Source organism: Myroides phaeus (assembly GCF_900099675.1).
Taxonomy (GTDB): domain Bacteria; phylum Bacteroidota; class Bacteroidia; order Flavobacteriales; family Flavobacteriaceae; genus Flavobacterium; species Flavobacterium phaeum.
Genome location: NZ_FNDQ01000003.1, coordinates 196889 through 222625, shown reverse-complemented (window position 1 = coordinate 222625; position 25737 = coordinate 196889). Strand labels below are relative to the sequence as shown.

General features: G+C 33.8%; 22 protein-coding genes and 4 tRNA genes. 11 read left to right on the top strand and 15 right to left on the bottom strand.

From position 1 onward, the window contains the following. Positions 1–158 precede the first annotated feature (158 nt). From BLT46_RS02920 to rplM, 5 genes are all read right to left on the bottom strand, one after another. Positions 159–1325: a dicarboxylate/amino acid:cation symporter gene (locus BLT46_RS02920; protein WP_090405898.1), complete on the bottom strand. Its 1167-nt coding sequence runs from the start codon at positions 1323–1325 to the stop codon at positions 159–161. 88 nt (positions 1326–1413) lie between these two features. Then, positions 1414–2379: a translation elongation factor Ts gene (tsf, locus tag BLT46_RS02915; RefSeq protein ID WP_090405895.1), complete on the bottom strand. Its 966-nt coding sequence runs from the start codon at positions 2377–2379 to the stop codon at positions 1414–1416. 103 nt (positions 2380–2482) lie between these two features. Beyond that, positions 2483–3223, bottom strand: coding sequence for a 30S ribosomal protein S2 (rpsB, locus tag BLT46_RS02910; protein WP_090405891.1), 741 nt, complete (start codon positions 3221–3223; stop codon positions 2483–2485). Between the two features lie 141 nt (positions 3224–3364). Beyond that, a complete protein-coding gene (gene rpsI, locus BLT46_RS02905; protein ID WP_090405888.1) occupies positions 3365–3751 on the bottom strand; it encodes a 30S ribosomal protein S9 in 387 nt (128 codons plus the stop codon). Further along, positions 3751–4206 carry a 50S ribosomal protein L13 gene (rplM, locus tag BLT46_RS02900; protein ID WP_090405937.1) on the bottom strand — a complete coding sequence of 152 codons (456 nt, stop codon included), beginning with the start codon at positions 4204–4206 and terminating at the stop codon, positions 3751–3753. Before rplM ends, rpsI begins: the two co-directional genes overlap by 1 nt. Positions 4207–4619: 413 nt before the next feature. Between rplM and BLT46_RS02895 the strand changes: the two genes are divergently transcribed. Beyond that, positions 4620–5093 carry an immunoglobulin-like domain-containing protein gene (locus BLT46_RS02895; RefSeq protein ID WP_090405885.1) on the top strand — a complete coding sequence of 158 codons (474 nt, stop codon included), beginning with the start codon at positions 4620–4622 and terminating at the stop codon, positions 5091–5093. A gap of 98 nt (positions 5094–5191) precedes the next feature. Here the strand turns inward: BLT46_RS02895 and BLT46_RS02890 are convergent, their stop codons facing one another. The 3 genes from BLT46_RS02890 to polA all read right to left on the bottom strand — a co-directional run bounded on the left by BLT46_RS02890 (position 5192) and on the right by polA (position 11194). Further along, a complete protein-coding gene (locus BLT46_RS02890; RefSeq protein WP_090405882.1) occupies positions 5192–5755 on the bottom strand; it encodes a 1-acyl-sn-glycerol-3-phosphate acyltransferase in 564 nt (187 codons plus the stop codon). A gap of 274 nt (positions 5756–6029) precedes the next feature. Then, the gene (locus BLT46_RS02885; RefSeq protein ID WP_090405881.1) at positions 6030–8267 is read right to left on the bottom strand and encodes a TonB-dependent receptor; all 2238 of its coding nucleotides are present in this window, start codon (positions 8265–8267) and stop codon (positions 6030–6032) included. Between the two features lie 107 nt (positions 8268–8374). Continuing rightward, positions 8375–11194, bottom strand: coding sequence for a DNA polymerase I (polA, locus tag BLT46_RS02880; RefSeq protein ID WP_090405876.1), 2820 nt, complete (start codon positions 11192–11194; stop codon positions 8375–8377). A gap of 180 nt (positions 11195–11374) precedes the next feature. On the opposite strand from polA, the gene BLT46_RS02875 reads away from it, so the two are divergent. Together BLT46_RS02875 and BLT46_RS02870 are read left to right on the top strand one after the other, a co-directional pair. Next, a complete protein-coding gene (locus BLT46_RS02875) occupies positions 11375–12610 on the top strand; it encodes a metallophosphoesterase (RefSeq protein ID WP_245722928.1) in 1236 nt (411 codons plus the stop codon). Between the two features lie 68 nt (positions 12611–12678). After that, on the top strand, positions 12679–12972 hold the full coding sequence (locus BLT46_RS02870; protein ID WP_090405873.1) for a thioredoxin family protein: 294 nt from the start codon (positions 12679–12681) through the stop codon (positions 12970–12972). Here the strand turns inward: BLT46_RS02870 and BLT46_RS02865 are convergent. The 5 genes from BLT46_RS02865 to BLT46_RS02845 form a co-directional block, all read right to left on the bottom strand. Beyond that, entirely contained in the window at positions 12967–13590 is a 624-nt protein-coding gene (locus tag BLT46_RS02865) for a polysaccharide deacetylase family protein (RefSeq protein ID WP_090405870.1), read from the bottom strand. The two genes, BLT46_RS02870 and BLT46_RS02865, sit on opposite strands and share 6 nt — an antisense overlap. A 73-nt stretch (positions 13591–13663) precedes the next feature. Continuing rightward, positions 13664–15073, bottom strand: a complete 1410-nt coding sequence (locus tag BLT46_RS02860; RefSeq protein WP_090405933.1) for an efflux transporter outer membrane subunit — start codon at positions 15071–15073, stop codon at positions 13664–13666. A gap of 1 nt (position 15074) precedes the next feature. After that, positions 15075–18215: an efflux RND transporter permease subunit gene (locus BLT46_RS02855; protein WP_090405867.1), complete on the bottom strand. Its 3141-nt coding sequence runs from the start codon at positions 18213–18215 to the stop codon at positions 15075–15077. 3 nt (positions 18216–18218) lie between these two features. Continuing rightward, complete coding sequence (locus BLT46_RS02850; protein WP_090405864.1) at positions 18219–19373, bottom strand: efflux RND transporter periplasmic adaptor subunit; 1155 nt, start codon at positions 19371–19373, stop codon at positions 18219–18221. A gap of 8 nt (positions 19374–19381) precedes the next feature. Then, a complete protein-coding gene (locus BLT46_RS02845; protein ID WP_090405861.1) occupies positions 19382–19855 on the bottom strand; it encodes a GbsR/MarR family transcriptional regulator in 474 nt (157 codons plus the stop codon). A 739-nt stretch (positions 19856–20594) separates the two neighbouring features. Here BLT46_RS02845 and BLT46_RS02840 point away from each other — a divergent pair. The 4 genes from BLT46_RS02840 (at position 20595) to BLT46_RS02825 (ending at position 20994) form a co-directional block, all read left to right on the top strand. Next, positions 20595–20670 (top strand) — tRNA-Gly (locus BLT46_RS02840). Positions 20671–20703: 33 nt separating this feature from the next. Continuing rightward, positions 20704–20779 (top strand) — tRNA-Gly (locus BLT46_RS02835). Positions 20780–20812: 33 nt separating this feature from the next. Beyond that, positions 20813–20888, top strand: a tRNA-Gly gene (locus BLT46_RS02830). Positions 20889–20921: 33 nt separating this feature from the next. Further along, positions 20922–20994, top strand: a tRNA-Gly gene (locus BLT46_RS02825). A gap of 83 nt (positions 20995–21077) precedes the next feature. Here the strand turns inward: BLT46_RS02825 and pepE are convergent. Further along, on the bottom strand, positions 21078–21785 hold the full coding sequence (gene pepE, locus BLT46_RS02820; RefSeq protein ID WP_090405858.1) for a dipeptidase PepE: 708 nt from the start codon (positions 21783–21785) through the stop codon (positions 21078–21080). A gap of 251 nt (positions 21786–22036) precedes the next feature. On the opposite strand from pepE, the gene BLT46_RS02815 reads away from it, so the two are divergent. The 3 genes from BLT46_RS02815 to BLT46_RS02805 all read left to right on the top strand — a co-directional run bounded on the left by BLT46_RS02815 (position 22037) and on the right by BLT46_RS02805 (position 23754). Beyond that, on the top strand, positions 22037–22798 hold the full coding sequence (locus tag BLT46_RS02815) for a hypothetical protein (RefSeq protein ID WP_245722927.1): 762 nt from the start codon (positions 22037–22039) through the stop codon (positions 22796–22798). A gap of 87 nt (positions 22799–22885) precedes the next feature. Continuing rightward, positions 22886–23185, top strand: a complete 300-nt coding sequence (locus BLT46_RS02810) for a Sec-independent protein translocase subunit TatA/TatB (RefSeq protein WP_090405855.1) — start codon at positions 22886–22888, stop codon at positions 23183–23185. Further along, positions 23185–23754, top strand: coding sequence for a phosphatase PAP2 family protein (locus BLT46_RS02805; protein WP_090405852.1), 570 nt, complete (start codon positions 23185–23187; stop codon positions 23752–23754). The genes BLT46_RS02810 and BLT46_RS02805 overlap by 1 nt, the downstream gene beginning before the upstream one ends. Positions 23755–23799: 45 nt before the next feature. Here BLT46_RS02805 and BLT46_RS02800 read toward each other — a convergent pair whose 3' ends face one another. Continuing rightward, positions 23800–24441 carry an O-methyltransferase gene (locus BLT46_RS02800; RefSeq protein ID WP_090405848.1) on the bottom strand — a complete coding sequence of 214 codons (642 nt, stop codon included), beginning with the start codon at positions 24439–24441 and terminating at the stop codon, positions 23800–23802. Positions 24442–24573: 132 nt separating this feature from the next. Here BLT46_RS02800 and BLT46_RS02795 point away from each other — a divergent pair, with 132 nt between their 5' ends. Continuing rightward, positions 24574–25734, top strand: coding sequence for a serine hydrolase domain-containing protein (locus tag BLT46_RS02795; protein ID WP_090405929.1), 1161 nt, complete (start codon positions 24574–24576; stop codon positions 25732–25734). The last annotated feature ends 3 nt before the right edge of the window (positions 25735–25737 follow it).

Below are 25737 nucleotides of genomic sequence, written 5' to 3'. Positions count from 1 at the left end.
TAAAGTATAATCTCGTTGACTACGCTTTTCCCTTGTGTTTTCTGTCTCTTTCATAAATAAGTCTATTTTGTGTAAACCTATTTTAGGACGGGACAAGGGTATAAAAAAAGGCAAGAAATAAATTCTTGCCTTGAAGTATATTTGCTTAAGTAAATAAATTATGCAATCGATTTACTTGATATTTTGTTTACAATTACGGCGATTGCACCATCTCCCATTACGTTACAAGCAGTACCAAAACTGTCCATTGCAATATAAAGGGCAATCATTAAACTTTGTTGTTCAGTATCAAAACCTAAGATAGAATGTAATACACCTAAAGAAGCCATAATAGCCCCGCCAGGCACACCAGGAGCAGCTACCATTGCAATTCCCAACATAAATATAAATCCTACGATTTGAAGAGGGTCTATTGTAGTACCTTGTACTAGCATTAAAGCAATAGCACAAGCTACTATTTTAAGTGTACTCCCCCCAAGGTGAATAGTAGCACACAAAGGGATTGTAAAACCAGCAATAGTTGGATTTACGTCATTTTTTAAAGTTTGTTTTAAAGTAATTGGAATTGCCGCAGCAGAAGACTGTGTACCTAAAGCTGTAAAGTAAGCAGGTAACATATTTCTCATTAAAGTAAGCGGATTTTTTTTACTAACTACTCCAGCAATCGTGTATTGGAATAGCAAAACAAAAATATGTAGAACGAAAATTACTCCGATGATCTTAACAAAAGTGTCAAGAACAGCAAATACTTGTCCGTTATAAGTCATGTTTAAGAATATACCAAAAATAAAGAGCGGTAAGAAAGGAATAATAGCTTTATTGATTAAAGACATTACTATTTTCTGAAACTCGTTAAAAACCCCTTCTAAATACGGGAAATCGTTTTTTGATATAGTTATTCCTAATAAGAAAGAAAGTATAAGAGCACTCATCACATCAAATAGTGGAGGCATACCAATTTCAAAGAATGGAACTAAGTTTCTTGTATTCTCACTGATGTTTTCAAAAGATTCAGTAGAAAGGATACTTGGAAAAATAGAGTAACTTACTCCATAAGAAATGAATCCTGCAAAAAGAGTGGATCCATAAGCAATTGCAGTTGTTATAAGCAGTAGTTTACCTGCGTTTTTTCCAATATTTCCAATAGCAGGAACAATAAGACCGATAATAATTAAAGGAATGGAGAAACTAAGGAAACTTCCGAATACACTATTAAACGTGCTGAATATTCTACCTATTTGTTCAGGGAGAACGTTACCTAATATGCTACCTAAGAAAATAGCAATGATTATCTGCAAAAGCAGATGTTTTTTTAAGAATTTCATATTTTAAATCAATTGCGTAGAAGTAAATGTACGCAAAAAAACAAAAAGCCTCAGAATTTCTGAGGCTTTTTTAAATTATAATAAAAGATTATCCTAAAGATGCTCTTTTGAATCCAGTGATTGAAACACCGAAAGCGTTAACGTAGTCTCCTACTTTTTTAGCCTCATCTTTAATAAAGTTTTGGTCTAATAAAGCTTTCTCTTGGTCTAAAGTTGTGTTATCGCTGATAAAACGTTGAATTTTTCCAGGAATAATTCTATCCCAGATAGCTTCTGGTTTACCTTCAGCTTTTAATTCAGCTTTAGCATCTTCTTCCGCTTGTTTTAATACTTCAGGAGTAATTTGAGCGTAAGAAATATATTGAGGTACATTTTTAAGAGTTTTTCCTAAACGTACTAATTCTTCATTTTCTTTTACGATAACAGCAATACGAGCTTCAGTTTCTTTAGCGATGAATTCTGCATCAAAATCTTTGTAAGATAAAGTTTCAGCTCCCATAGAAGCAACTTGCATAGAGATATCTTTACCAATTTCTTCAGCTTTAGCAACAGCTTCAGATAAAGCAACGATAGCAGCAATTTTGTTTCCGTGTACATAAGAACCGATGAAAGCACCATCTAATACTTCGAAAGAACCGATTTCGATTTTTTCACCGATAACTCCAGTTTGCTCGATACATTTTTCAGCAACAGTCATTGAAGCATCGTATGGAGAAGCTAAGAATTCTTCTTTAGTATTGAAGTTGATTGCTTTTTCAGCTAATTCTTTAGCTAAAGCTTGGAAAGCTTCGTTTTTACCTACGAAGTCAGTTTCACAGTTTAATGTAATAACAACACCTCTAGTTTTGTCAGCATTAACTAAAGCTACAGCAGCACCTTCGCTTGACTCACGGTCAGAACGGTTAGCAGCAACTTTTTGTCCTTTTTTACGTAAAACTTCGATTGCTTTATCGAAATCTCCTTCAGCTTCAACTAAAGCTTTTTTACAGTCCATCATTCCGGCACCTGTTTGTTGTCTTAGTTTATTTACTTCTGCAGCAGTAATATTCGCCATTTTAGTCGTATTTAAAGTTAATAATTAAAAAAAGTCGTTAGTGACAGTTGAATACAAAGGTAAACATCTATCAGCATAACGACTTTATGATATTGTTAAAAAATTATGCTTTAGCAGGAGCTTCTACTTTAGCAGCAGCTTCTTCTTTTTCAGATTTTCTTTCTGCATTACCTTCAATAATAGCAGAAGTAACTAAAGATAAAATTTTATCGATTGATTTAGAAGCATCATCGTTTGCTGGTATAACGAAATCAACTTGACGTGGGTCAGAGTTAGTATCTACCATAGCGAAGATCGGAATGTTTAATTTTTGAGCTTCTTTTATCGCAATGTGTTCAGCTTTAATATCTACTACAAATAGAGCTGCTGGTAGACGAGTCATGTCAGCAATAGAACCTAAGTTCTTCTCTAATTTAGCACGAAGACGTTCTACTTGTAAACGCTCTTTTTTAGAAAGAGTCATAAATGTACCGTCTTTTTTCATTCTATCGATTGAAGCCATTTTTTTAACAGCTTTACGAATAGTAACGAAGTTTGTTAACATACCACCAGGCCATCTTTCAGTGATGTAAGGCATGTTAGCCGCAGCTGCTTTTTCAGCTACGATGTCTTTTGCTTGCTTTTTAGTAGCAACGAAAAGAACTTTTCTTCCTGATGCAGCGATTTTTTTTAAAGCTTCATTAGCTTCTTCAATTTTAGCTGCAGTTTTATATAGATTGATAATGTGAATACCATTACGCTCCATATAGATATAAGGAGCCATGTTTGGATCCCATTTTCTAGTCATGTGTCCGAAATGAACACCTGCTTCTAGTAAATCTTTAACTTCTACTTTGTTTGCCATTTTCTAATAGTTTACGTTCTGTTACTTTAGCAATGAATAAGTAGCGATTTCTCGGTCTTAATCATTTAGATGCTAAACTACCTCTTACAGCAATTGTAAGTGGGGCAACAAAAACCTAGATTTTTTAATAATAAATAAATATTAACGTTTAGAGAATTGGAATCTCTTGCGAGCTTTCTTCTGACCGAATTTCTTACGCTCAACCATACGAGGGTCACGTGTAAGTAAACCTTCTGGTTTCAATACAGCTCTGTTTTCAACATCAACTTCACACATAGCTCTTGCAATTGCCATACGCACTGCTTCAGCTTGTCCAGTTGTTCCTCCACCGTATACATTTACTTTAATATCAAAGTTCTCAGCATTTTCAGTTAATGAAAGTGGTTGTAAAACTTTGTACTGTAATGTACCAGTTGGGAAATAAGTTTTAAAATCTTTTTTGTTTACTGTAATGTTTCCTGTTCCTTCTGAAACATAAACACGAGCAACAGCGGTTTTTCTTCTACCGATTTTGTGAATAACTCCCATTACTTAATTTCGTTTAAATTAACGGCTTTAGGTTGTTGAGCCTCATGCTTGTGCTCTACACCTACATTAACATTTAAATTACGGAATAATTGTGCTCCTAATTTGTTTTTAGGCAACATTCCTTTTACTGCTTTCTCAATTAATAATGCAGGATTTTTTTGTTGCATTACTTTAGCAGTTAATGATCTTTGACCTCCTGGGTAACCAGTGTGACGGATGTAAGTTTTGTCATCCAATTTGTTACCTGTAAGGTTGATTTTCTCTGCATTGATAACGATTACGTTGTCTCCACAGTCTACGTGCGGTGTATAACTTGGTTTGTGTTTACCTCTTAAAAGTACTGCAACTTTTGAAGCAAGACGTCCCAAATTTTGACCTTCAGCGTCTACAATTAACCACTCTTTTTGAGCAGTTGCTTTGTTAGCTGATACTGTCTTGTAGCTTAAACTTTCCACAATAAATTTGTATTTAATTAAACATTCCATTCCCAATTAAGGGAGTGCAAAATTACAATTATTTATTTACTATACAAATACATAGCCGTATTTTTTGAATTAATTGGTATTCAAATGTTTGTATAGGAATTAAAATTGTTTTTTACATTGCGAAGATATGTTTTTTTGTTGATGTTTTGAAAATTAGAATGTTAGGGGTGGGTAATTTGTTTTTAAGCTCATTTACTGACACTTCGGTATAGTTAATTAGAAAGGAATTATTGTAGTGGTCTGTTATAGATATGAATAAGGTAAAGCACTTTGTTTTTCTGGTGGTTCAATAAATAGATTTTAGTCTTTTATTTTAAATGATGTATAAATCTGTGGTCTATTTTATCCTTTTTATATACTTTAGTAGGATAATTAAATATAAAATGAAGAAGTATATTTTGGTTAGTGCATTAGCTTTTGGCGGTGTATTACTTACAAGTTGTCAATCGAAAGAGAGCAAAGCTGAACAAGTAGAAGAAAAAGTTGAAACGTCAAATTCAGAGATGACAAGTAAAGAGTTAGCAGATCAAGTTGAGTTTAAAGCTGTAAAGGAGGTTTATGCTGAAGCACCAGATATGTTGAAAGTAAAAATGAAGAATAATTCTACTTACACATTGAATATGGGGACGGATTATTCAATTGCGGTTTTAAAAAATGAGGAATGGACTGATTTTGATATGACGGGTACTGCTTTTACATTGATGTTACAAATTGTACCAGTTGATGAAGAAGTTAGTTTTGAAATGTCTTTATTTAAAGATATTTTTACTTACGATAAAGGAACTTATCGCTTTACAAAAACTATAAACGGAGGAGAGCACAGCTTTCAGAAATCAGTTGAGTTTACAATTGAATAGTTAATTCTATGTATAAAATAAAAATCCCCTTGACCTTATTAATAAGGTCAAGGGGATTTCTTTATATGAGTCTTCTATGACTTATAGAAGATTATAATTTAGTAAAACTTAGGATTAAAGTTTTCCGGATACTTTGCCATTTCTTTGCTGTAGTATGGTGCAATTTCATCTAATACTTGTTCAAATGTTTTATCTTCTACTTTTATTAGCTTCATAATTCCGCATTCTTTCTTTTTGTAATCAGCATAACACAATGCAATTGGAATATCAGCTTGTTTCGCTATTTGATAAAATCCTTGTTTCCATCTGTCAGAATAACCTCTTGTTCCTTCAGGAGTATTAATCATTGCTATTTCATCCGCTTCATTAATTAATGTCACGGCATATTCGACAAGATTTTGCCTTTTTGTTCTATCAACACCAATACAACCAAGTGCTTTAAAGAAGAAGCCAAACCACGATTTAGTATAATAGTCTTTTATAAACATTTTGAACGGTACTCCAATAATCCAGAAACAAGCCAAACTATAGTAGAAATCCCAATTTGATGTATGAGGTACACAAATTAGAATAGACTTTTTAGCACCTTTTATAGATACATCATTCATCTGTAATTTCCACCCTGTAATACCAAGCATTATTTTGCCAAGCAGTTTTTTCATTCTGTAAAGTATTTATTTAAAGGGTAAATGTATGAATTTGGAGGATAATTATATCTATAAAAAAAGAAGTCTTAGTAAAAAGACTTCTTTTTTGGGAAAAGTTAGGATTAATCCTTTTGATAGCAATTTATATCAATATGTATTATGACACTATTTGCAGTCAATGATTTAGGTTATATTGGCTACAAACATAATACGTAGAATATTTACTTTCTTTATAAAACTTGTGAAACCCTACTTTTTTTGAGTAAAGTACTTTTATGATGCCCTTTTATTAAAAAGAGTACGAGTATGTAAGAGTAAAAGTTCTCCCTCTTCCGTTATAGTTAAATAATGCCGGTAAGTTGTAAACAGAGTAAAATGTTTGTGCTCTTTTACTCCAAATACTTTGATAGTCTGTATTTAAAATATTTTGTACACCTAAGTTTAACTTACCAACAGGTAATTTGTATTCTACCATTAAATCGGTTGTATTGTATGCTTTGATGGTATTTTTAGTTTCATCAGTCAATTTCATATTTTGAGTAGACTGTACTCTAAAAGACCAATTGTTATAAGCATAGCCTGCATAACCAATTACTTTAGAGGGACTCGCTGTAGTGATGTCTTGTTTATTCCATTCGTCATTTTTTTCAACTTCTGAAGTAATGATTAATGTATTTGCACCAACTAAGAAACCATTTTTGGTATATGAAACTTCCGCTTCAATACCCATATTTCTCAATTTTTGATCTAATAATAATACTTGGAAGTTCTTTTTATCAACAGATAAGTTTTTGTTTGAGTGGCTAATAAAACCAGAAATTTGACCTTTAAATCCACTCTCAGTTTTAAATCTGTATCCTAGTTCAAATTGGTTTGTTTTAATACCATTAAGAGGTTGGTCTTTTACATTTAAGCTCGACTGTAAGTCCCAATTTTGGGTAGTAGTGTTCAAGTTGTATGTTCCATACCCATAGTATTTTGAGGGATCAGCAAGACTTACTCCCTGTGAGAATGTAGCCCAAGCTTGTTGATTTTGAGTTGGTTTATATAAGAATCCAAAATTTGTAGCTGTTGTATTATACGAACTTTTTCCACCTGGAATAATGTCAGCAGATTGCCCGTATCCCATATTAACTTGTGTGTTTTGAACAGATCCAATTATATCATCAATCTTGATATTTGTGTTTTGGAAACGTATACCTCCAGAAAGTTGAAACTGGTTTGTGATATTATACACAGCTTGAGCATAAGCCGCAAAGCTGAAAGAGTTGTTTGTAGGGTAACGTGGAATCGTAAAAACAGTTTGGTTTACAAGACCACCGCTTTGAAGTGACTTATCGTGGTCAAACACATTTTGATTTCCTTCAAATTTTTCAAAGTCTAAATCTACTCCGTATGTGAATTTTAAAAAGTTAATGTCTTTAGTCATAACTGCTTTAATCCCTGTATAGTGCGTGTTTTGTTGGGAAGCAGACATATATGTACGTTTTTCAGTAGGTAGTTTTACTGTGCCAGGAAAAGGGTAGAAAGTAAGTTTCTCGGAACGATGAGCTACTTGAACATACAAATCTTGTCCTCCTAAAATATTATTTCCGTTGTAACTAAGATTTGTCATAAAGCGCTCTGTTCCTGGTTTATGGTCAGTTTTAAAGCCTTTTCTCATACTAATCTGGCTTGGATCAGCATTTGTAAATGCTCCTAAGTTGTCTCCTAAGAAAGCACTTTTATCTCCTTGAAAGCTTGAGTTGTAATATTGAACCAAAGCACTAATTTTATGAGCGTCATTAAAGTTATAACTTGCCGTACCTATTAAATCAAAAGAACGGTTGTATTGTAAATCTGTTTGCGCTATATCGGCCATAATTTGCTTGTCATTCGCATCATAAGTAGCACCATTATCTTGAAAGGCAGCAGAAATACGCGTTGAGAATTTATCGTTTTTGTAAGTCAACGATTGAGCTACTCGTAAATCGCGGTCTGTACTTCCAGCAAGGCCAGAACGAGCAGAAACTTCAGAATCTCCTCCCCAACCAAAGTTGTTTGCTTTTTTAGTGATGATATTTACAATCCCCCCCGTTGCATTTCCTCCATAAATAGAGCTTGCACCAGATAATACTTCAATTTTTGCAATGTTAAAAGGGTCAATAGCATCTAATTGTCTGCTAATGTTTCTCAAACTGTTTAGAGAAACACCATCTATCATTACCAACATCGAACGACCTCTCATATTTTGGCCATAGTTAGAGCGCCCTTGGCTACCAATATCTAATCCAGGAACAAGAATGGCAAGCATTTCTTTTAAAGAAACACCATTTTTATATTGTTGTTGAATTTGTTGTGTGGGAATTACCCATACCGTACCAGGGATTTCAGAGATATTAGTTGGCTTTCGCGAAGCTACAATAACAATATCATCTAAGGAGTTTGCAATAGAATCAAGAGTTGTTTGGTTGTATTTAGGTAACTCTTGTGCTACTGATAAGGAAGCAGAGAATAGGCAAATAAGGGTTGTAATTTTAGACTTCATATCATATTAGTTTTGAATCTGACGGCAAAAGTAATAAAGAATAAGTCTAAATAAAAAATGCTACCCATAAAAATGAGTAGCATTTCAAAAAAATATTTAGCAATCAATTAATGAGCTTCAAGCCAATTAAGTCCAGTTCCTAAGTCTACCACTAAAGGAACTTCTAATTGAAATGCTTTTTCCATTTCTGATTTTACCATTTCTTTTAATTTGTCAAGTTCGTCTTTGTGCGCATCAAAGACAAGCTCATCGTGTACCTGTAATAGCATTTTAGATTGCCAGTTTTCATTTGTCAATCGGTTGTGGATATTAATCATTGCTATTTTGATGATATCAGCAGCACTACCTTGTATAGGAGCATTCACTGCATTTCGTTCAGCAGCACCTCTAACCACAGCATTGTGTGAATTAATATCTTTTAAGTAACGTCTTCTACCTAATATTGTTTGTACATATCCGTTTTCACGTGCAAAGTCAATTTGAGAAGCGATATAGTCTTTTAACTTAGGATAAGTAGCATAATATGTATCGATTAATTCTTTACTTTCAGCACGAGACAGATTTGTTTGATTACTCAATCCAAAAGCAGAAACACCATAGATAATTCCAAAGTTTACTGTTTTTGCGTGACTTCTCTGTTCTTTAGTTACTTCTTCTAAAGGCACGTTGAATACACGAGCAGCAGTAGAACGGTGAATATCCTCTCCATTTTTGAAAGATTCAATCATATTTGGCTCTTGACTCAACGCAGCAATAATTCTCAATTCAATCTGAGAATAATCGGCAGCCAGTAACACATAGTTTTCATCACGTGCTACAAAAGCTTTTCTTACTAATCTACCTCTTTCTGTTCTTACAGGAATATTTTGCAAGTTAGGGTTGTTTGAGCTTAAACGACCTGTTGCAGCAACTGCTTGCATATATTCTGTATGTACTCTATTGGTTTTTGGGTCAACAACTTTTGGCAATGCATCTACATAAGTATTTTGCAATTTAATAAGCTGTCTCCACTCTAAAATATCACGAATAATTTCGTGTTTTGGAGCCAGGTCGCTTAATATTTCTTCACCTGTTGCATATTGACCTGTTTTCGTCTTTTTAGGTTTTGGTCCTCCAATTTTTAATTTTTCAAATAAGATATCTCCTAATTGTTTTGGAGAAGCCAAGTTGAACTCTTCTTCAGCCTCACTATAAATGCGTTGCTCTAATTCTTTAATATCACTATCTAACGTACCAGATAAAGATTGTAAAAAGTCAATATCTAAGCGAATTCCTTCTGCTTCCATATCCGCTAAAACTTTAACCAATGGAACCTCAATATTTTTAAATAAATCGGCTGTTAATGTTTCAACTAATTTAGGTTGGAAAGTCTCCTTTAATTGCATTGTAATATCAGCGTCTTCTCCAGCATATTCTTTTACCAGTTCAACGTCAATATCGCGCATTGTTTTTTGATTTTTACCCTTTTTACCGATAAGATCAACAATTGGTTGTGGCGTGTACTTTAAGTACGTTTCTGCCAAAACATCCATATTGTGGCGCATATCAGGGTTAATTAAATAATGAGCAATCATTGTATCAAACAAAGGTCCTTTTATAGAAACGCCATATTGTTTTAATACTTTGATGTCGTATTTTAGATTTTGTCCCACTTTCTCGATTTCTTCTGACTCAAAGAAAGGGTTAAATTGTTGTACAAGGATTTTCGCCTCTTCTTGATTCTCAGGAACGGGAACATAAAAAGCAGTTCCCTTTTCAAAAGAAAAAGCAATACCAACTAACTCTGCATTTAAAGCATCAAGTCCCGTTGTTTCCGTGTCAAAACAAACACTCTTTTGTTGCATTAAATTTTGAATTAACAAGCGAATAGCCATAGGACTATTACAAACTTGATACACGTGTTTCGTTGTTTCAAGTGTCGCAAAGTAGCTATTTGATGACGTGTCATCACTATCATTTGGTGTTCCGAATAAAGAGAATTGTTCGTCTTGTTGAGCAACTGGTTTTACTTCAGTAACTGGAGTAGGTATAACCTCTCTACCTTCATTGAAAATTTTGTCAAACTGTTCTTTCATTCGTCTAAACTCTAATTCATTGAATAGAGCTTCAGATTTCTCAAGATCTGGTTTTTCAAGAATATAATTATCAGCGTTAAATTGCACTGGACAATCAAGCATAATTGTAGCTAACTTTTTAGACAATAGTCCTTTATCAATATTAGCCTCAATATTTTCCTTCATTTTACCTTTCAGCTGATTTGTATTAGCTAAAAGATTTTCCATCGACCCGTATTCTTTAATAAATTTCTTTGCTGTTTTATCACCAACCCCTGGTAATCCAGGAATATTATCAACAGCATCTCCCATCATTCCTAAGTAGTCAATTACTTGTAAAGGATGTTCTACTTCAAATTTCTCTTTTACTTTATCAATACCCCATATCTCGATGCCATTCCCCATACGAGCAGGTTTGTACATAAAGATATTTTCAGAAACAAGTTGGGCATAATCTTTATCAGGGGTTACCATAAAAACTTCGTAACCTTCTTTTTCTGCTTGTTTAGAGAGAGTTCCAATTAAGTCATCTGCTTCATATCCTTTTTCCTCTACAATTGGAATATGCATAGCCGTCAGTATTTCCTTGATATAAGGAATTGCTATTTTAATAGCTTCAGGAGTTGCATCTCTGTTTGCTTTATATTCTGGAAATAAAGCCACGCGATCTCTACTTCCTCCATTGTCAAAGGCAACAGCTAAGTGGTCAGGAGATTCTCTTTTGATAACATCTAAAAGGGAATTCATGAAACCTAATATTGCTGAAGTATCAAGTCCTTTCGAGTTGATTCTTGGATTTTTGATAAATGCGTAATAGCCACGAAAGATCAAGGCATAAGCATCTAATAAGAAAAGGCGGTTTTTATTAGCCATTTTGAATATGGTTTTTATTGAATTAAATTATAATGTTTTCAAAGATAGTGATTTTGTATAAGGACAAAAGAGCGTACAATGAGTTTCTTTTTTAATAATTTCTTAGGAATATTAAAAGTTGTTAAAGATTTTTTTATACTTTAAACAAAAAGGTAAATTTGTTATTTATAGATTATTGATATGGAGACAATTCCTATTTTAGGATTAGTTCTTGTTTTGTGTGAGTTTTATACGTTTCAAGCGGTAAGACAAATAACAAAAAGCAAGTTAATGAAAAGGCTATATGTGATTATTTCTGTATTGGTAATAGCATATATAGCTTACGGTTTATCACAATTTGACCGTCATCACGCTAAAAATCACCAGTCGATGGTTGCTATGGCTTTAGTGGTATTGGTTTATTTACCTAAATTGTTAATTGCACTATTACTGATTTTTGAAGATTTAACACGCGTCGTTAGAGGAATATTTTCTTTTTTCAAAAGGACTAAAGAAGAGAGAAGCGAGCAAGAAAGTTTTTTACCAGGAAGAAGAAAGTTTGTTGCAAATATCGCTTTAGGTGTTGCTGCAATTCCTTTTTTGTCTGTATTGCACGGAATAACAATAGGGCGTTATAAGTTTCAAGTGTATAAACACATTATAGAATTTGACGATTTACCAGAGGCTTTTGACGGTTTTAAAATTACACATTTGTCAGATATTCACTGTGGAAGTTTTGACAACAAGGAGAAAATAGAATATGCAATTGATTTGATTAATCAACAAGAATCAGATGCTTTATTGTTTACAGGAGATATTGTAAACAGTGTAGCAGATGAAATGACACCTTGGCTTGATGTTTTCAAAAAGATAAAATCCTATAGATATGGAAAGTATTCAATTTTAGGAAATCACGATTATGGAGATTATGTTAATTGGGATACTAAAGAAGAACGAGATGCAAATTTCAAGGCAATTTGTGATATTAGTCCTGCGTTAGGATTTAAGCTATTGCGAAATGAAAATGTATGGTTTGAGAAAGACGGACAGCGCATTGCTTTAGTTGGAGTAGAAGATTGGGGAGTGAAGTTTATGCAGTATGGAGATTTAGACAAAGCGTCAGAAGGCGTAGAGGCGAAAGATTTTAAAATTTTAATGAGTCACGATCCATCACATTGGGATGCACAAATACGCGGACACAAGAAAAACTTTCAATTGACATTAGCTGGACATACACACGGAAGTCAGTTTGGAATAGAGATCCCTGGTTTTATTAAGTGGAGTCCAATACAATATGTTTATAAACAGTGGGCTGGACTATATGAAAACTTAGGAAAATACATCTATGTTAATCGTGGTTTTGGTTACCACGCCTACCAAGGTAGAACGGGGATTTGGCCTGAAATAACCGTAATTGAATTAAAGAGAAAAAAGTAAGGTAATTCTGCGAAAAATAATATTTTTGTAGAGTAAAAAGAGTTTAGAGTAAAATAAATTAAAGTTATATGTCAAAATTTGGAGATTTAGTAACGGCAGAAGTACCGGTGTTAATTCACTTTTTTGCAAAGTGGAATGAAGCCTGTACAACAATGAATCCAATCCTACACGATGTAGCTGCAATAATGGGGGACAAACTTAAGATTGTTAAGATTGATGTAGAGAAAAATAATGAATTAGTTGAAGCACTTAGAATTAAACAAGTTCCAACAATGATGTTGTATAAAAGAGGTACAATGATTTGGCGCCAAAGCGGTGTAATGGATGTAAATTCTTTAATCAGTGTTACTAAGACTTTATAATATTCCAAAAGAATAACCTTCTTCGATAAGGTATTCTATTGTTTTTGGTAGTGCATATTTCATATTTTTCTCCGCTTTTATGCTGTCGTGAAAAACAATGATACTACCAGGTTGAATAGCCGAAATAGCGTTTTGGTAACATTCTTCAGAAGAGATATTCTTGTCGTAATCTTTTGAAATATGTGACCACATAATTATTTCATACCCTCGTTTTAAAAGTTCTTTCCCTTGATTTTGTTTTATTTTACCATAAGGAGGTCTGAATAATAATTTAGGTAAAATAGTGTGTTTTGTCATCTCTTCGTTTGCAAGTAGAATGTTTTCTTCATAAGTGATTTTTTCATTCTTCCATCCATTCAAATGATTAAATGTATGGTTTCCTATACGATGTTTATGTGCTACTATTTGTCTAAATACTTCAGGATGTTTTCGAACATTATCTCCAATACAAAAGAAAGTAGCTTTTATATTGTATTTTTCCAATAGGTGTAATACCCATTCTGTAATATCAGGAATAGGTCCATCGTCAAAAGTTAAGTAAACAACTTTTTGATCAGTAATACGCTTCCAAGTATATTTAGGAAAGAGATACGGAAAAATATGTCTTGATAGATTCATAATTCAAAGATAAAAAAAAGAGTAGTTAACCAAATAACTACTCTTTTTTAATGAAAAACAATTAACAATTAAATTATTTTATACCACCACCCACAGCTCTGTACAATTGTACAATTGAGGTAAGTTGAGATAATTCTGTATTAATGTAAGCAAGTTGAGCGGCAAGTGCACTTTCTCTTGCTGTAAGAACATCAAGATAAGTAGCCATACCATTCACTAACAACTCTTCAGAGTATTCAGTTGCTTTTTCATAAGCCTCGTACTCTTGTTTTTTCAGTGTCAACTTGTTAGTTGAATTTTCAAAAGAATACAATGCGTCAGAAACTTCTTTAGAAGCATTTAATATTGCTTTTCTATACGTTAAATACGCTGTTTCTTGTTTTGCTTGTGCAACTTGATGTTGCGTTCTAATCTGTCTACCATTAAATAATGGTTGTGTAAGCCCACCAATGATATTAGCAAAGAATGAGTTTGTATCAAACAATTTAGAGAAATCAACACTCTGTAATCCACCATTTGCTGTTAAACGAACAGAAGGGTAGAAGTTACTACGAGCTACATTAGTTAATTCAAACGCGTTTACTAAACCATATTCAGCAGCTCTTACATCAGGTCTATTGCTTAATAATTGCATTGGTACCCCAACAGAAAGATCTGTATTCAGTTTTTGATCAAGTAAGCTACCTCTTTCAACCTTATCAGGAGTTCCCCCTAATAAAATACTAAAAGCATTCTCGGTTAGTTTGATATTAGTTTCAAGGTCAATTAGCAAAGCCTTAGCGTTGAATAACTGTGCTTGTGTTTGTTTAACCGCAACTTCATTCACCTTTCCAGCTTCTTTTAGTGCCTCTATAGTTTCTAAACTGTTTGTTCTATTGATAATAGTTTGTTCAGTTACTTTCTTTTGTTGGTCTAAAGCTAACAATTGGAAATAAGTTGTAGAAATAGTAGCAATAAGCTGAGTTTTCACAGCTTGATGAGCAGATACAGTTTGTAAGTACCCAGCAGCAAAAGCTCTTTTATTACTACGAATTTTTCCCCATACATCAAGTTCCCAAGAGAATGAGCCTGTAACATCATACAAGTCGTTTTTTACTCTTGTGTAACCAATCATTTGTCCTGTAATAGAATTTTTAGATTGGTTTGAGTGTGTATAGTTAGCACCAAGGTTTAATGTAGGAGCATATCCCCATTTCCCTTGTTGCATATAAGCTTGAGCAGCATTAATATTTTGTAATGCTATCCTAATATCTAAGTTGTTCTCTAATCCTTTCTCAATATAGTCAACTAAAATAGGGTCAGAGAATAACTCTTTCCATGACATATTTGCCATAGAAAGAGTGTCTTGAGATATTTTATCAGAACGGTAATATTGCTCATCAATTACTTCAGGTCTATCGTACGTTTTTGCAACGAAACAAGACTGCATAGTAAGTGCTAAAAGCGCAACCGGTAATACTCTATATAATGTTTGTTTTTTCATATTATCCTTGCTTAATCTCTTCAAATTTGATTGGTTTAATTTTCTCTTGAAGATATTGGAATATTGCATATAAAACAGGAATAACGAATACCCCAATGATAGTACCAATTAATAAACCAAATGCTGCTCCAGTACCAATAGATCTGTTTCCTACATCACCAACACCTTTTGCAAACACCAATGGCATTAATCCTAAGATGAAGGCAAATGAAGTCATTAAAATTGGTCTTAAACGCGCTTTCGCACCGTTGATAGCTGACTCAGCAATTGACTCACCATGTTTACGTCTTTGAACCGCAAACTCAACAATAAGAATGGCGTTCTTCGCAAGAAGACCAACCAGCATGACCAGGGCAATTTGGAAGTAAATATTATTTTCTAATCCTGCTAATTTCTGAGCAAAGAAAGCTCCCATAATACCTGTAGGTAAAGAGAAAATTACAGCAAAAGGCAATAAGTAACTTTCGTATTGAGCAGCCAATAAGAAGTAAACAAATACCACACATAAGAAGAAAATAATGATAGTTTGTGAACCAGCGTTAATCTCTTCACGAGTAAGACCTGTAAAGTCAATACTGTAGTTTGACGATAAAGTTTGTTCAGCAACTTCTTGGATTGCTTTAATAGCATCTCCTGAACTATAACCAGGTTTTGGAGCCCCAGCTACGTTTGAAGATGTAAATAAGTTGTAACGGTTAATTGACTGTGGTCCGTACACTTTTTTCAAATTAACGAACTGTGTAATCGGTGTCATTTCTCCTGTTGCTGTTCTTACATAAATATCATTTAAGCTATTTACATCTGAACGGTATTCTGGTAATGATTGAACCATTACACGGTATTGTTTACCAAAACGGGTAAAGTCAGCCGCATAAATACCTCCAATATATCCTTGTAAAGCAGAGAAGATATCATTTACTAATACACCAGATTCTTTTGCTCTCGGAATATTAAGATCTAATTCATACTGTGCATAGTTCGTATTGAAAGAAGATTGTGCATATAAAATCTCAGGACGTTGCATTAAAGCACCTAAATACTCTTTAGATTTTTGATCAAAATGCGTTAAATCACCTCCAGATTTATCTAATAATTTCATTTCAAAACCAGAAGACATACCAAAACCAGGGATACTTGGTGGTTGGAAGAAAATCATTCTCGCATCTTGGAATTGCGTAGCAGCAATACCAAATAACTTACCAATTACAACATCAGTAGCTAATTCTGGTGTAGTTCTTTTTTCGAAAGGCAATAGTTTAATCATCGCCATACCGTAGTTAGAACCTTGTCCGTTAATGAAAGAGAATCCAGATACAACGGTTACCCCATCAACTCCTGGAATATTTTCAACGATTTTAGAGAACTCTTTTTGTAAACTTACTACACGGTCTTGAGATGCACCTGCAGGTAGTTCAATGTTTCCCATAATAAACCCTCTATCCTCATTAGGAACGAATCCTGAAGGCATTGTTTTAGAAGCATAGAATGTAATTCCAATACAAGCAAAAAGAATTAAGAAAGTTACCCATTTATGTTTTAATAAGAACTTGAATGAGTTACCATATTTTTGTGTTAGACGGTTAAATCCTACGTTGAATGCATCGAAGAAACGTTGAATAAAATTTCTCTTTCTACCTTCTTTACTTCCGTGTTGTTTTAAGAAAACCGCACATAAAGCAGGACTCAATGTCAAGGCATTTACTGCAGAAATAATAATAGCCACAATTAAGGTAATACCAAATTGTTTGTAGAATACTCCTGTAGGACCTGAGATAAATGTTACAGGAATGAATACCGCCGACATTACTAAAGTGATCGAGATAATTGCTCCAGAAATCTCACCCATTGTATTGATACTTGCGTCTAAAGCTTCTTGGCCTGTTTCTTCCATTTTTGCGTGAACGGCCTCGACAACAACAATGGCGTCATCCACCACAATACCAATGGCCAGTACAAGTGCGAAAAGCGTAAGTAAGTTCAATGAGAATCCAAATACATTCAAGAAGAAGAATGTACCTACAATTGCTACAGGAACCGCAATAAGAGGAATTAACGTAGATCTAATATCTTGTAAGAAGATGTAAACTACTACGAATACTAAGATAAAAGCTTCAATTAAGGTGTGAACCACTTTGCTAATCGATGCATCTAAGAATTCGTTTGTATCCATCAACACTTTGTACTCTAAACCGTCAGGTAAGTTTTTACCTAATCGCTCTAATTGTACGTGTAAGTCTTGAATAATTTCCTGTGCGTTAGAACCAGGCGTTTGGTAAATCGCCATAGCAACAGCAGGATGCCCATCAAGTGCAGAACTACCTACATAAGATTGAGCTCCTAATTCAATATTAGCAACATCTTTTAATCTTAAAATTTGTCCGTTGTTTAATGACTTAACAACAATATTTTCATATTGTTCTTGTGTTTTATATCTACCGCTATATTTGATAACATATTGGAAAGCCTCTCCGTTATTTTCACCTAATTGTCCAGCCGTAGCCTCCAAACTTTGTTCGTTTAATACACGTACAACATCAGAAGGAACTAAGTTATAAGCCTTCATTTTTACAGGGTCAATCCAAATACGCATCGAGTAGTTTCTCGATCCAAATGCTTGTGCATCTCCAACACCACTAACACGTTTCAACTCAGGAATAACGTTAATATTCATGTAGTTTTGAATGTAGATAGCATCGTAATTTGGACTTGTAGAGTAGAAAGACAAGAACATTAAAGCACTGGTTTGCTGTTTCTGAGTAGTTACCCCAGAACGAGTTACCTCTGCCGGTAATAAAGGTGTAGCACGAGCTACACGGTTTTGTACGTTTACCGCAGCGATATCAGGATCAACCCCTTGTTTAAATACAACTTGAATACTTGCACTACCATCATTACTTGCAGTAGATGTGATATAGTCCATGTTTTCAACCCCATTCACTTGTTCTTCGATTGGGATAATCACAGATTGCATCACCGTTTCAGCATTCGCTCCAGGATAAGCTGCAGCAATCTGAACTGTCGGTGGAGCAATATCAGGATATTGCGTCACAGGAAGTGCTGATAGTCCCAGCACCCCTAAGATTACTATTAAGATAGAAATTACTGTAGATAATACAGGTCTTTCAATAAAAGTTTTTAACATAGTTTAAAACGTTGTGTGAATGTTTTCATTAATAGACTCAAATTTCACTGGTTGTGGTGTGATAGCAGTTCCAGGTCTTAATGTACCTAAACCAGCACCAACAATTTTGTCTCCTTGTTTTAGTCCTTCTTTTACAACAGCAAGTTTGTTTACACGATCAATAACTTCGATTTTAGCTGCTTTAGCTGTATCGTTAACCACTGCAAACACATATACTTGTCCTTGTTGCTCGAATGTAGCAGACTCAGGAACAACCACAACATCTTTATGTTCTTGAGGAACTAATAATTTACCACTGTTTCCGTTGCTTAAAATATGTCCGCTATTTGGGAAAAGAGCACGTACTTGAACAGTACCAGTAGCAGTGTTTATTTGCCCTGTAATTGTTTCAATTTTACCAGGTGTTTCATACGTTTGTCCGTTTGCAAGTACAAGTTTTACTTCAGGTAAATTAGCTACTTTCTCTTTCAAAGATTTTCCAGGAATATTTTCCAAGAAGTTGAAATAATCTTTTTCATTCATTGAGAAGTAGGCAAACATTTCGCTATCGTCAGAAACAATAGTTAGGGGATTAGGATCACTTGGACTAACAAGAGAACCAACACGGTAATTGATAGCTCCAACAATTCCGTCAATAGGACTTTTAATGATAGAGTAATCAATATTAGCAACAATGCTTTGGTATTGTGCTTTAGCAGCAGCTAATTGGCTTTTAGCACTTGCTAAGTTTGCCTCAGCAGTTTTTAATTCAATAGCACTGATAATTCCCTTTTGCACAAGAGGTGTTAGTTTATCAACATTAACTTGAGCAACGCTTACTTGAGCTTCCGCAGTTCTGATAGAAGCTTTAGCAGCATCAGCACTTTCATTAAGCATATTTGTTTCAAGTCTGAAAAGAGGTTGTCCTTTTTTCACGATAGAACCTTCGTCAACATATAATTCCTGAATATATCCAGCAATTTTAGCTCTAACACTACTTGTCGTTTTACCTTGAATTGTTGTTGGAAAAGTATTGTAACCTATAACATTCTGTGTAGGTACTTCAATTACTTTGTATGGCATTGGGCCATGTGCAGGAGCTTGCTGATCTTTTTTTCCACAAGATGTAACGCTTATTGCAAGCGCTGCAAGAACTGTAGTATAGAAATAACGTTTCATATAATTACTTAATTTGTACTTTTTAGTTTTTCAATTGTTTTTGTGAGTTGTGATATACTTTCTTCTAAGTGTTCAATGTATAAATTCATCTTCCCTTGACAGTTGTTAGAATTAATTATTCCTTCTTCTAAGTAGTTTTTCATTTTCAAACTCAGAATTTGTTCTCTGTCCAGTAAGTCTTTAATTAATTGTAGTCTAATCGTTATATAATTAGGGTTTAACCTAAAAAAACGTTTACGTTCGTCAATCTTATTAAAATGTTCAATTTGATTGTTTGAAATTAATAGGTTCAAACTTGTAGAAACAGAACTTTTACTTGCGTTTAGTTTTTCAACTAATTCATCAAAAGTCACACCATCTCTATTATTGTTAAACATAATATAAGTGTAAATCTGTGCTGTTAAAGGAGAAAAGTGGTAAACTAACTCGTGATGGGCACAGTAATCTTGAAATAAATCAACTAATCTTTGATCGTATTGCATCTTATATATTACATAATTAAGTTGCAAATATAGTGTTAGTTTTGTAATTACCGAACTAAACAAACTAAAAAGTTATATTAAAATATATGCAAACAGAGTTTGGTCCGTTTTTATAGTGTTTATAAGTCTTATACTGTAAAAGTAATTATAATGGACTGATTAATATGAGGTTGACTTATAAGTTAATGTTAAAATTTTAAGATAACTGTGTCTTGTTTCTTTTAAAATAAAAGAGAAGAAGTATTAGTAAGGACGATAAAAGTAGAAAAATGAAGGTTTCTTTGTGTCTTTGTTCGGGACTTGTTCGGGAATGGTTCGAGAGAGGTTCGGAAAAAAGGCCCCTTTTCCGAAGAAAGCCTAATTAAGAGTTTGCTAAAAGTAGACTTGCCTATTAATAAATGAAGAAAGAAAGAGTCTTTTTGGAAATCCAATTTAATAGAATATTGGACAGTTTTAAAAATAATTACCTTTTATGAAGGCATTAACTGCTTGAAGAAAGCATTGTGTAAAGATAATGATATATTTTTTAATTTATTATCTATTATATTGTTAATTAGGTTTTTAAGGGAGGCTTGGTTTTTTTTAATTTTTATTAGCTTCTACAATTCAGTATATAAAGTAGAACTTAGAAAGAGGTGTAGGTTTCTTCCTTGGAATGAAATTATGATTTGTTAGAAAAAAAATATTAAAAAATGCTTGCAAGAAGTTTGAAAATAGCCTTATATTTGCATCCACAAAAGCGGAAGTAGCTCAGTTGGTAGAGCTCCAGCCTTCCAAGCTGGTTGTCGCGAGTTCGAGCCTCGTCTTCCGCTCCAAAACTTGATGAAAGTTTTCAAATATCATCACCTGCGGAAGTAGCTCAGTTGGTAGAGCTCCAGCCTTCCAAGCTGGTTGTCGCGAGTTCGAGCCTCGTCTTCCGCTCCAAAACTTGATGAAAGTTTTCAAATATCATCACCTGCGGAAGTAGCTCAGTTGGTAGAGCTCCAGCCTTCCAAGCTGGTTGTCGCGAGTTCGAGCCTCGTCTTCCGCTCCAAAACTTGATGAAAGTTTTCAAATATCATCACCTGCGGAAGTAGCTCAGTTGGTAGAGCTCCAGCCTTCCAAGCTGGTTGTCGCGAGTTCGAGCCTCGTCTTCCGCTCTAAAGCCTAAGTTTTCTTAGGCTTTTTTTGTAAACAATAATATGCAAAAAGAGTCCTTGAGTATTAACTCAAGGACTCTTTTTTATTTTAAGTAATTTAATTCTGTTTCTGGGGCAATTTCAACGGCTTCTTTTCCTTGTTCGAAGATACGCGCTGTAAGTGTTCCTTTTAAAATAAATGAATCTCCTTTTACTTCAATCCAACTTCCTTCTCTAAGGCCTACAACTGGTTGGGTGTTTAAGGTGTGAAATTCATTAATTCTCGTTTCTCTTGTTTCTCCCATGTGTGTAGAACCTTCAATTGGATCTAAGTAATGTGGGTTGATATTGAAAGGCACAAACCCAAATGTTTTAAATGAAGGGGGATAAGTGATAGGCATGTCGTTAGTTGTTTCCATTGTTAGCCCACAGATATTACTACCGGCACTACAACCTAAGTAAGGAGTTCCGTTATTTACTGCATTTTGAATAGCAGTAATTGTTTCCGTTCTGTATAATTGTTTAACAAGTAAGAAAGTGTTTCCACCACCTGTAAAAATACCTTTAGCTTCTTTTACAGCTTGAATTGGGTCTTCAAATTCGTGAATTCCTTTAACGTCTTTCCCTATTTTTTTAAAAGCCTCTTTTGCTTTTGCTGTATAATCGTCGTGAGAAATGCCACTTGGACGTGCATAAGGAATAAATAAGATTGTATCTGTATGTTTGAAGTGTTCTTCTAATGTAGGTAATAAGTAAGCTAAATAGTCACTATTGTAAACTGTAGAAGTACTTGCAATGATAATATTTTTCATAATGATAGTAATTTTTACAAAAATAGTTCGTTTAATTGTAATTAAGGATTTCTAATTCTTCTTTTAAAAAATTTGTGGAGACAATATAATTATGTTTTAGTTTATTACAATAGAAAAAGCTGACTATTGTTAACATTCTGTTTTCAAAATATCTATAAACAGGGGTGGTTGTAGATTTAACATAAGTTTGCTTTGTGAAAGTTTTAAAGTCTTGCGGAATAGGATATTTTTACTATTAAGTATATAAATGTATGATGAGAATATTTTTAGCGCTTTTATTTGTACTTAGCTTTTCTTACGTAGAAGCACAAGAGCGTAAAATGATAAGTGGGAAAGTTGTTTCTCGCTCAAAAAGATTAGAAGGTATTTATGTTTCCAATATAAACACAGGAGAATCACTAACTACTGAAAAAGGGGGATATTTTAATATGATGGTGAGAGAGGCGGATACTATTATGTTTTCGGGTGCTTTCTTTATTGGTTACAGACACGCAATAGATGATGTAGATTTGAAACGTGATATTGTTTTATTTCCCTTAGAGGCTAATGAGCTTTATACGGAATTAGATGAAATTGTAATTACAAAGATTACCTCAGAATCTCTTGGCATTGTACCAAAAGGCATAAAGAAATATACGCCAGCAGAGAGACGACTTTACACTGCAACATCGGGAAGTGGTTTAATTCCAATTGATGCTGTTGTTAACTGGATTTCTGGTAGAACAAAGATGTTGAAGAAAGCGTTGGTTTACGAGAAACAGGAAATGCGTAAAGAGAAGTTTTTAATGATGATTCCTGAAGAGAAATTAAATGAGGATTATAGTATTCCGAAAGACTATTTGGTTGGTTTTGCCTACTATGTAGCGACAGATGAATTGATGTCGTCTGTGTTAAACGCTTCTGTTCCAAATAAAAATGCGGTGGAAACGCGAACAGGTGAATTAGCTTTAGAGTTTTTGGAATTAATACGAGAAAAATTAGAAGAGGATAAAAAGAGTAATTTTATTCAATAGTTTAACAAATGCTTTTCTAAATTATTGTGCTATAAATTAATAAACTTTGTAGATTTGTAGCCTTATAAACTTGTAAAATAGAGTGATATGTTCGGAATCGGTGGTGGTGAATTATTTTTCATCATATTAATAATACTTATGTTTTTTGGTTCTGATAAAGTCCCTGAGATGGCACGTGCATTTGGTAAGTTTATGGCGCAGTTGAAAAACGCTACTAATGACATCAAACAAGAAATTAATAAAACAGCTGATCAATCAGGTATTACAAAAGATATAAAGGAAACTTTTGATGTAGATATCAATCCAATGAAAGATATTCAACAAGAGATTGAAAAGCAAAAAGAGGACTTAGAAAGCATTACAGGACCAATTAAAAGACAAAATTAATGTTAGAAACATTAGTACAATTTGACAAAGAGTTAATGATTGCGTTAAACAATATTGGATCGCCAACTTATGATCCGTTTTGGTTGTTTATCACAAAACAAATTAACTGGTTGCCTTTTTTTCTTCTCCTTTTATATACGGTTTACAAAAAGGTTTCGATTAAAAAGTTAGGTGTTATTTTACTTTGCTTAGCTTGTTTGATTGCGTTTACAGATCAAATGACAAATTTAGTTAAGTATACGGTTGCAAGACCAAGACCTTGTAATACGGAGGATATAAAAGATATGTTGCGTATTGTTAAGTGTAGTCCAACACTGAGTTTCTTCTCAGGACACGCTTCTAACTCAACAGCAACAATGTTGTTCTTGTTTTTAATTTTGAGAAGATATTATAAATACGCATTTTTAGTTTTTATCTTTCCTTTGGTGTTTTCATTTAGTAGAATCTATTTGTCAATGCACTTCCCTGGAGATATTTTCGTAGGAATGTGTGCTGGTGTAGTATTCGGAACATTATTCTATCAGTTGTTTAAATGGATAGAAGTGAAATATAAAGACAAATTAGTGTAAGATATATAACGAAAGAGGGCTTGATGAAAATCAAGCCCTCTTTGTTTATTTTACTCTTGAGATTGTTAAACCATCTCTGATAGGTAATAGTATTGTTTCTATTCTCGGATCGTCTTTTAAAAGTTTGTTGTATTTATCAATTTCAACTGTACTTTTATCGTTTTCTTGAATTTCTTCTAAAACTTTCCCTGACCATAAAACATTGTCAGAAAGAATAACTCCTCCTTTATTCATCTTGTCAATAATAAGATGAAAGTAATTAGAATAGTTAGGTTTATCAGCGTCTATAAAAACTAAGTCAAACTTCTTGTCTAAAGTTGGAATAATGTCTAACGCACTACCTAAGTGTTGATGTATTTGAGCTCCGTATGGAGAGGCGTCAAAATGCTTGCGTTGAAAGTCGATTAACTCTTCTTTGATGTCAATTGTATCAATTGTACCTCCTTCTTGCAATCCTTCCGCTAAACACAATGTTGCATATCCTGTAAAAGTTCCAATCTCTAAAATGTGTTTAGGATTGATAAGTTTTGTTACAATGCTTAAAAAACGGCCTTGAAAATGCCCGCTAAGCATTCTTGGCTGTAATACTTTACGGTGTGTTTCTTTATCTAAGTTAGCTAATAATACAGGTTCGTTTTCTGTATGATCTGCTGCGTATTTTTCTAATTGAGGTGATATAAAATGCATATTAATCCGATAATGTTATTGTCGTGGGTGCAAAGATAATTCTTTTCGATAATGTTGGGAATATTTTCAGATAGTATCGTTGAGGAAGTTTTATTTGTCTAAATTTATATAATTCAACCAATTATGATTATTATGAAGTTCTTTGCAAAGTTTTTAAAGTGGTTTGCTGTTATAGTGGTAGCAATTATAGCCCTTGCTTATATTTTTAAAGTTGATTATTTGTTTACCGCCGTTCGTACTATCTATTTTAATGGGTATAAAACGGCTTTTTTAGACGATTACAAGTATTTTCCTACTCGAAAGATAGAGAATGCAGTGGGACAACCTTGGCCAATTTCTAAAGAGTATAATACGGTTAAGCCAAGTGAAAAACTGGAGCAAACACACAAGGAGTTGGAGACAATAGCTTATGTGATTATTAAAAATGATAGTATATGGCACGAGAGTTATTATGATGGTTACGGAAAAAATTCTTATACGAATTCGTTTTCAATGGCGAAAAGTGTTGTTTCTGCTGCTTTAGGGAAGGCTTTGCAACGAGGAGAGATTAAGAGTTTGGACGAACCTGTGGTTAATTATTTACCCGAAATTAAAGGGAAGTATAAAGATGAACTGACGGTAGGAGATTTGTCTACGATGTCTTCTGGAATGGATTGGGATGAATCATATTATAGTGCATTTTCTATTATGACAAGAGTTTATTTTGATAAAAACTTGCGAGATGTAATGTTGGGGATCGAGATAAAGGACAAGCCAGGACAGGAGTTTATTTATAAAAGTGGTGATACGGAATTGTTGACAATGGTTTTAGAGAAGGCAACAGGTAGGTACTTGTCAGATTATGTATCAGAATATTTCTGGAAACCAATGGGAGCTGAGTTGCCTGCTTTGTGGCAAATAGATCACGAAGGAGACGGGGTTGAAAAATCGTATTGTTGTTTTACAAGTAATGCACGTGATTTTGCAAGATTTGGAAAATTGTACAAAGATTATGGAAAGTGGAATGGTGAGCAGATTTTAGATAGTACTTTTGTAGCAAAGTCAATTACACAACAGTTTGCTAATGGACCAGAGTATGGTTATGGTTGGTGGTTGGTAAAGCATAGGGGGCAAGATTTCTTCTATATGAGGGGGCATTTAGGACAATTTGTAATTGTTTCTCCGAAAGACAATGTTGTTATTGTTCGCCTTGGTCATATAAAAGGTTTACAAACAGAAGAAGACCCGCATAGCAATGATCTTTACTTGTATATTGATGAGGCATATAATATGATGGAACAGACTAAAAAATAACGT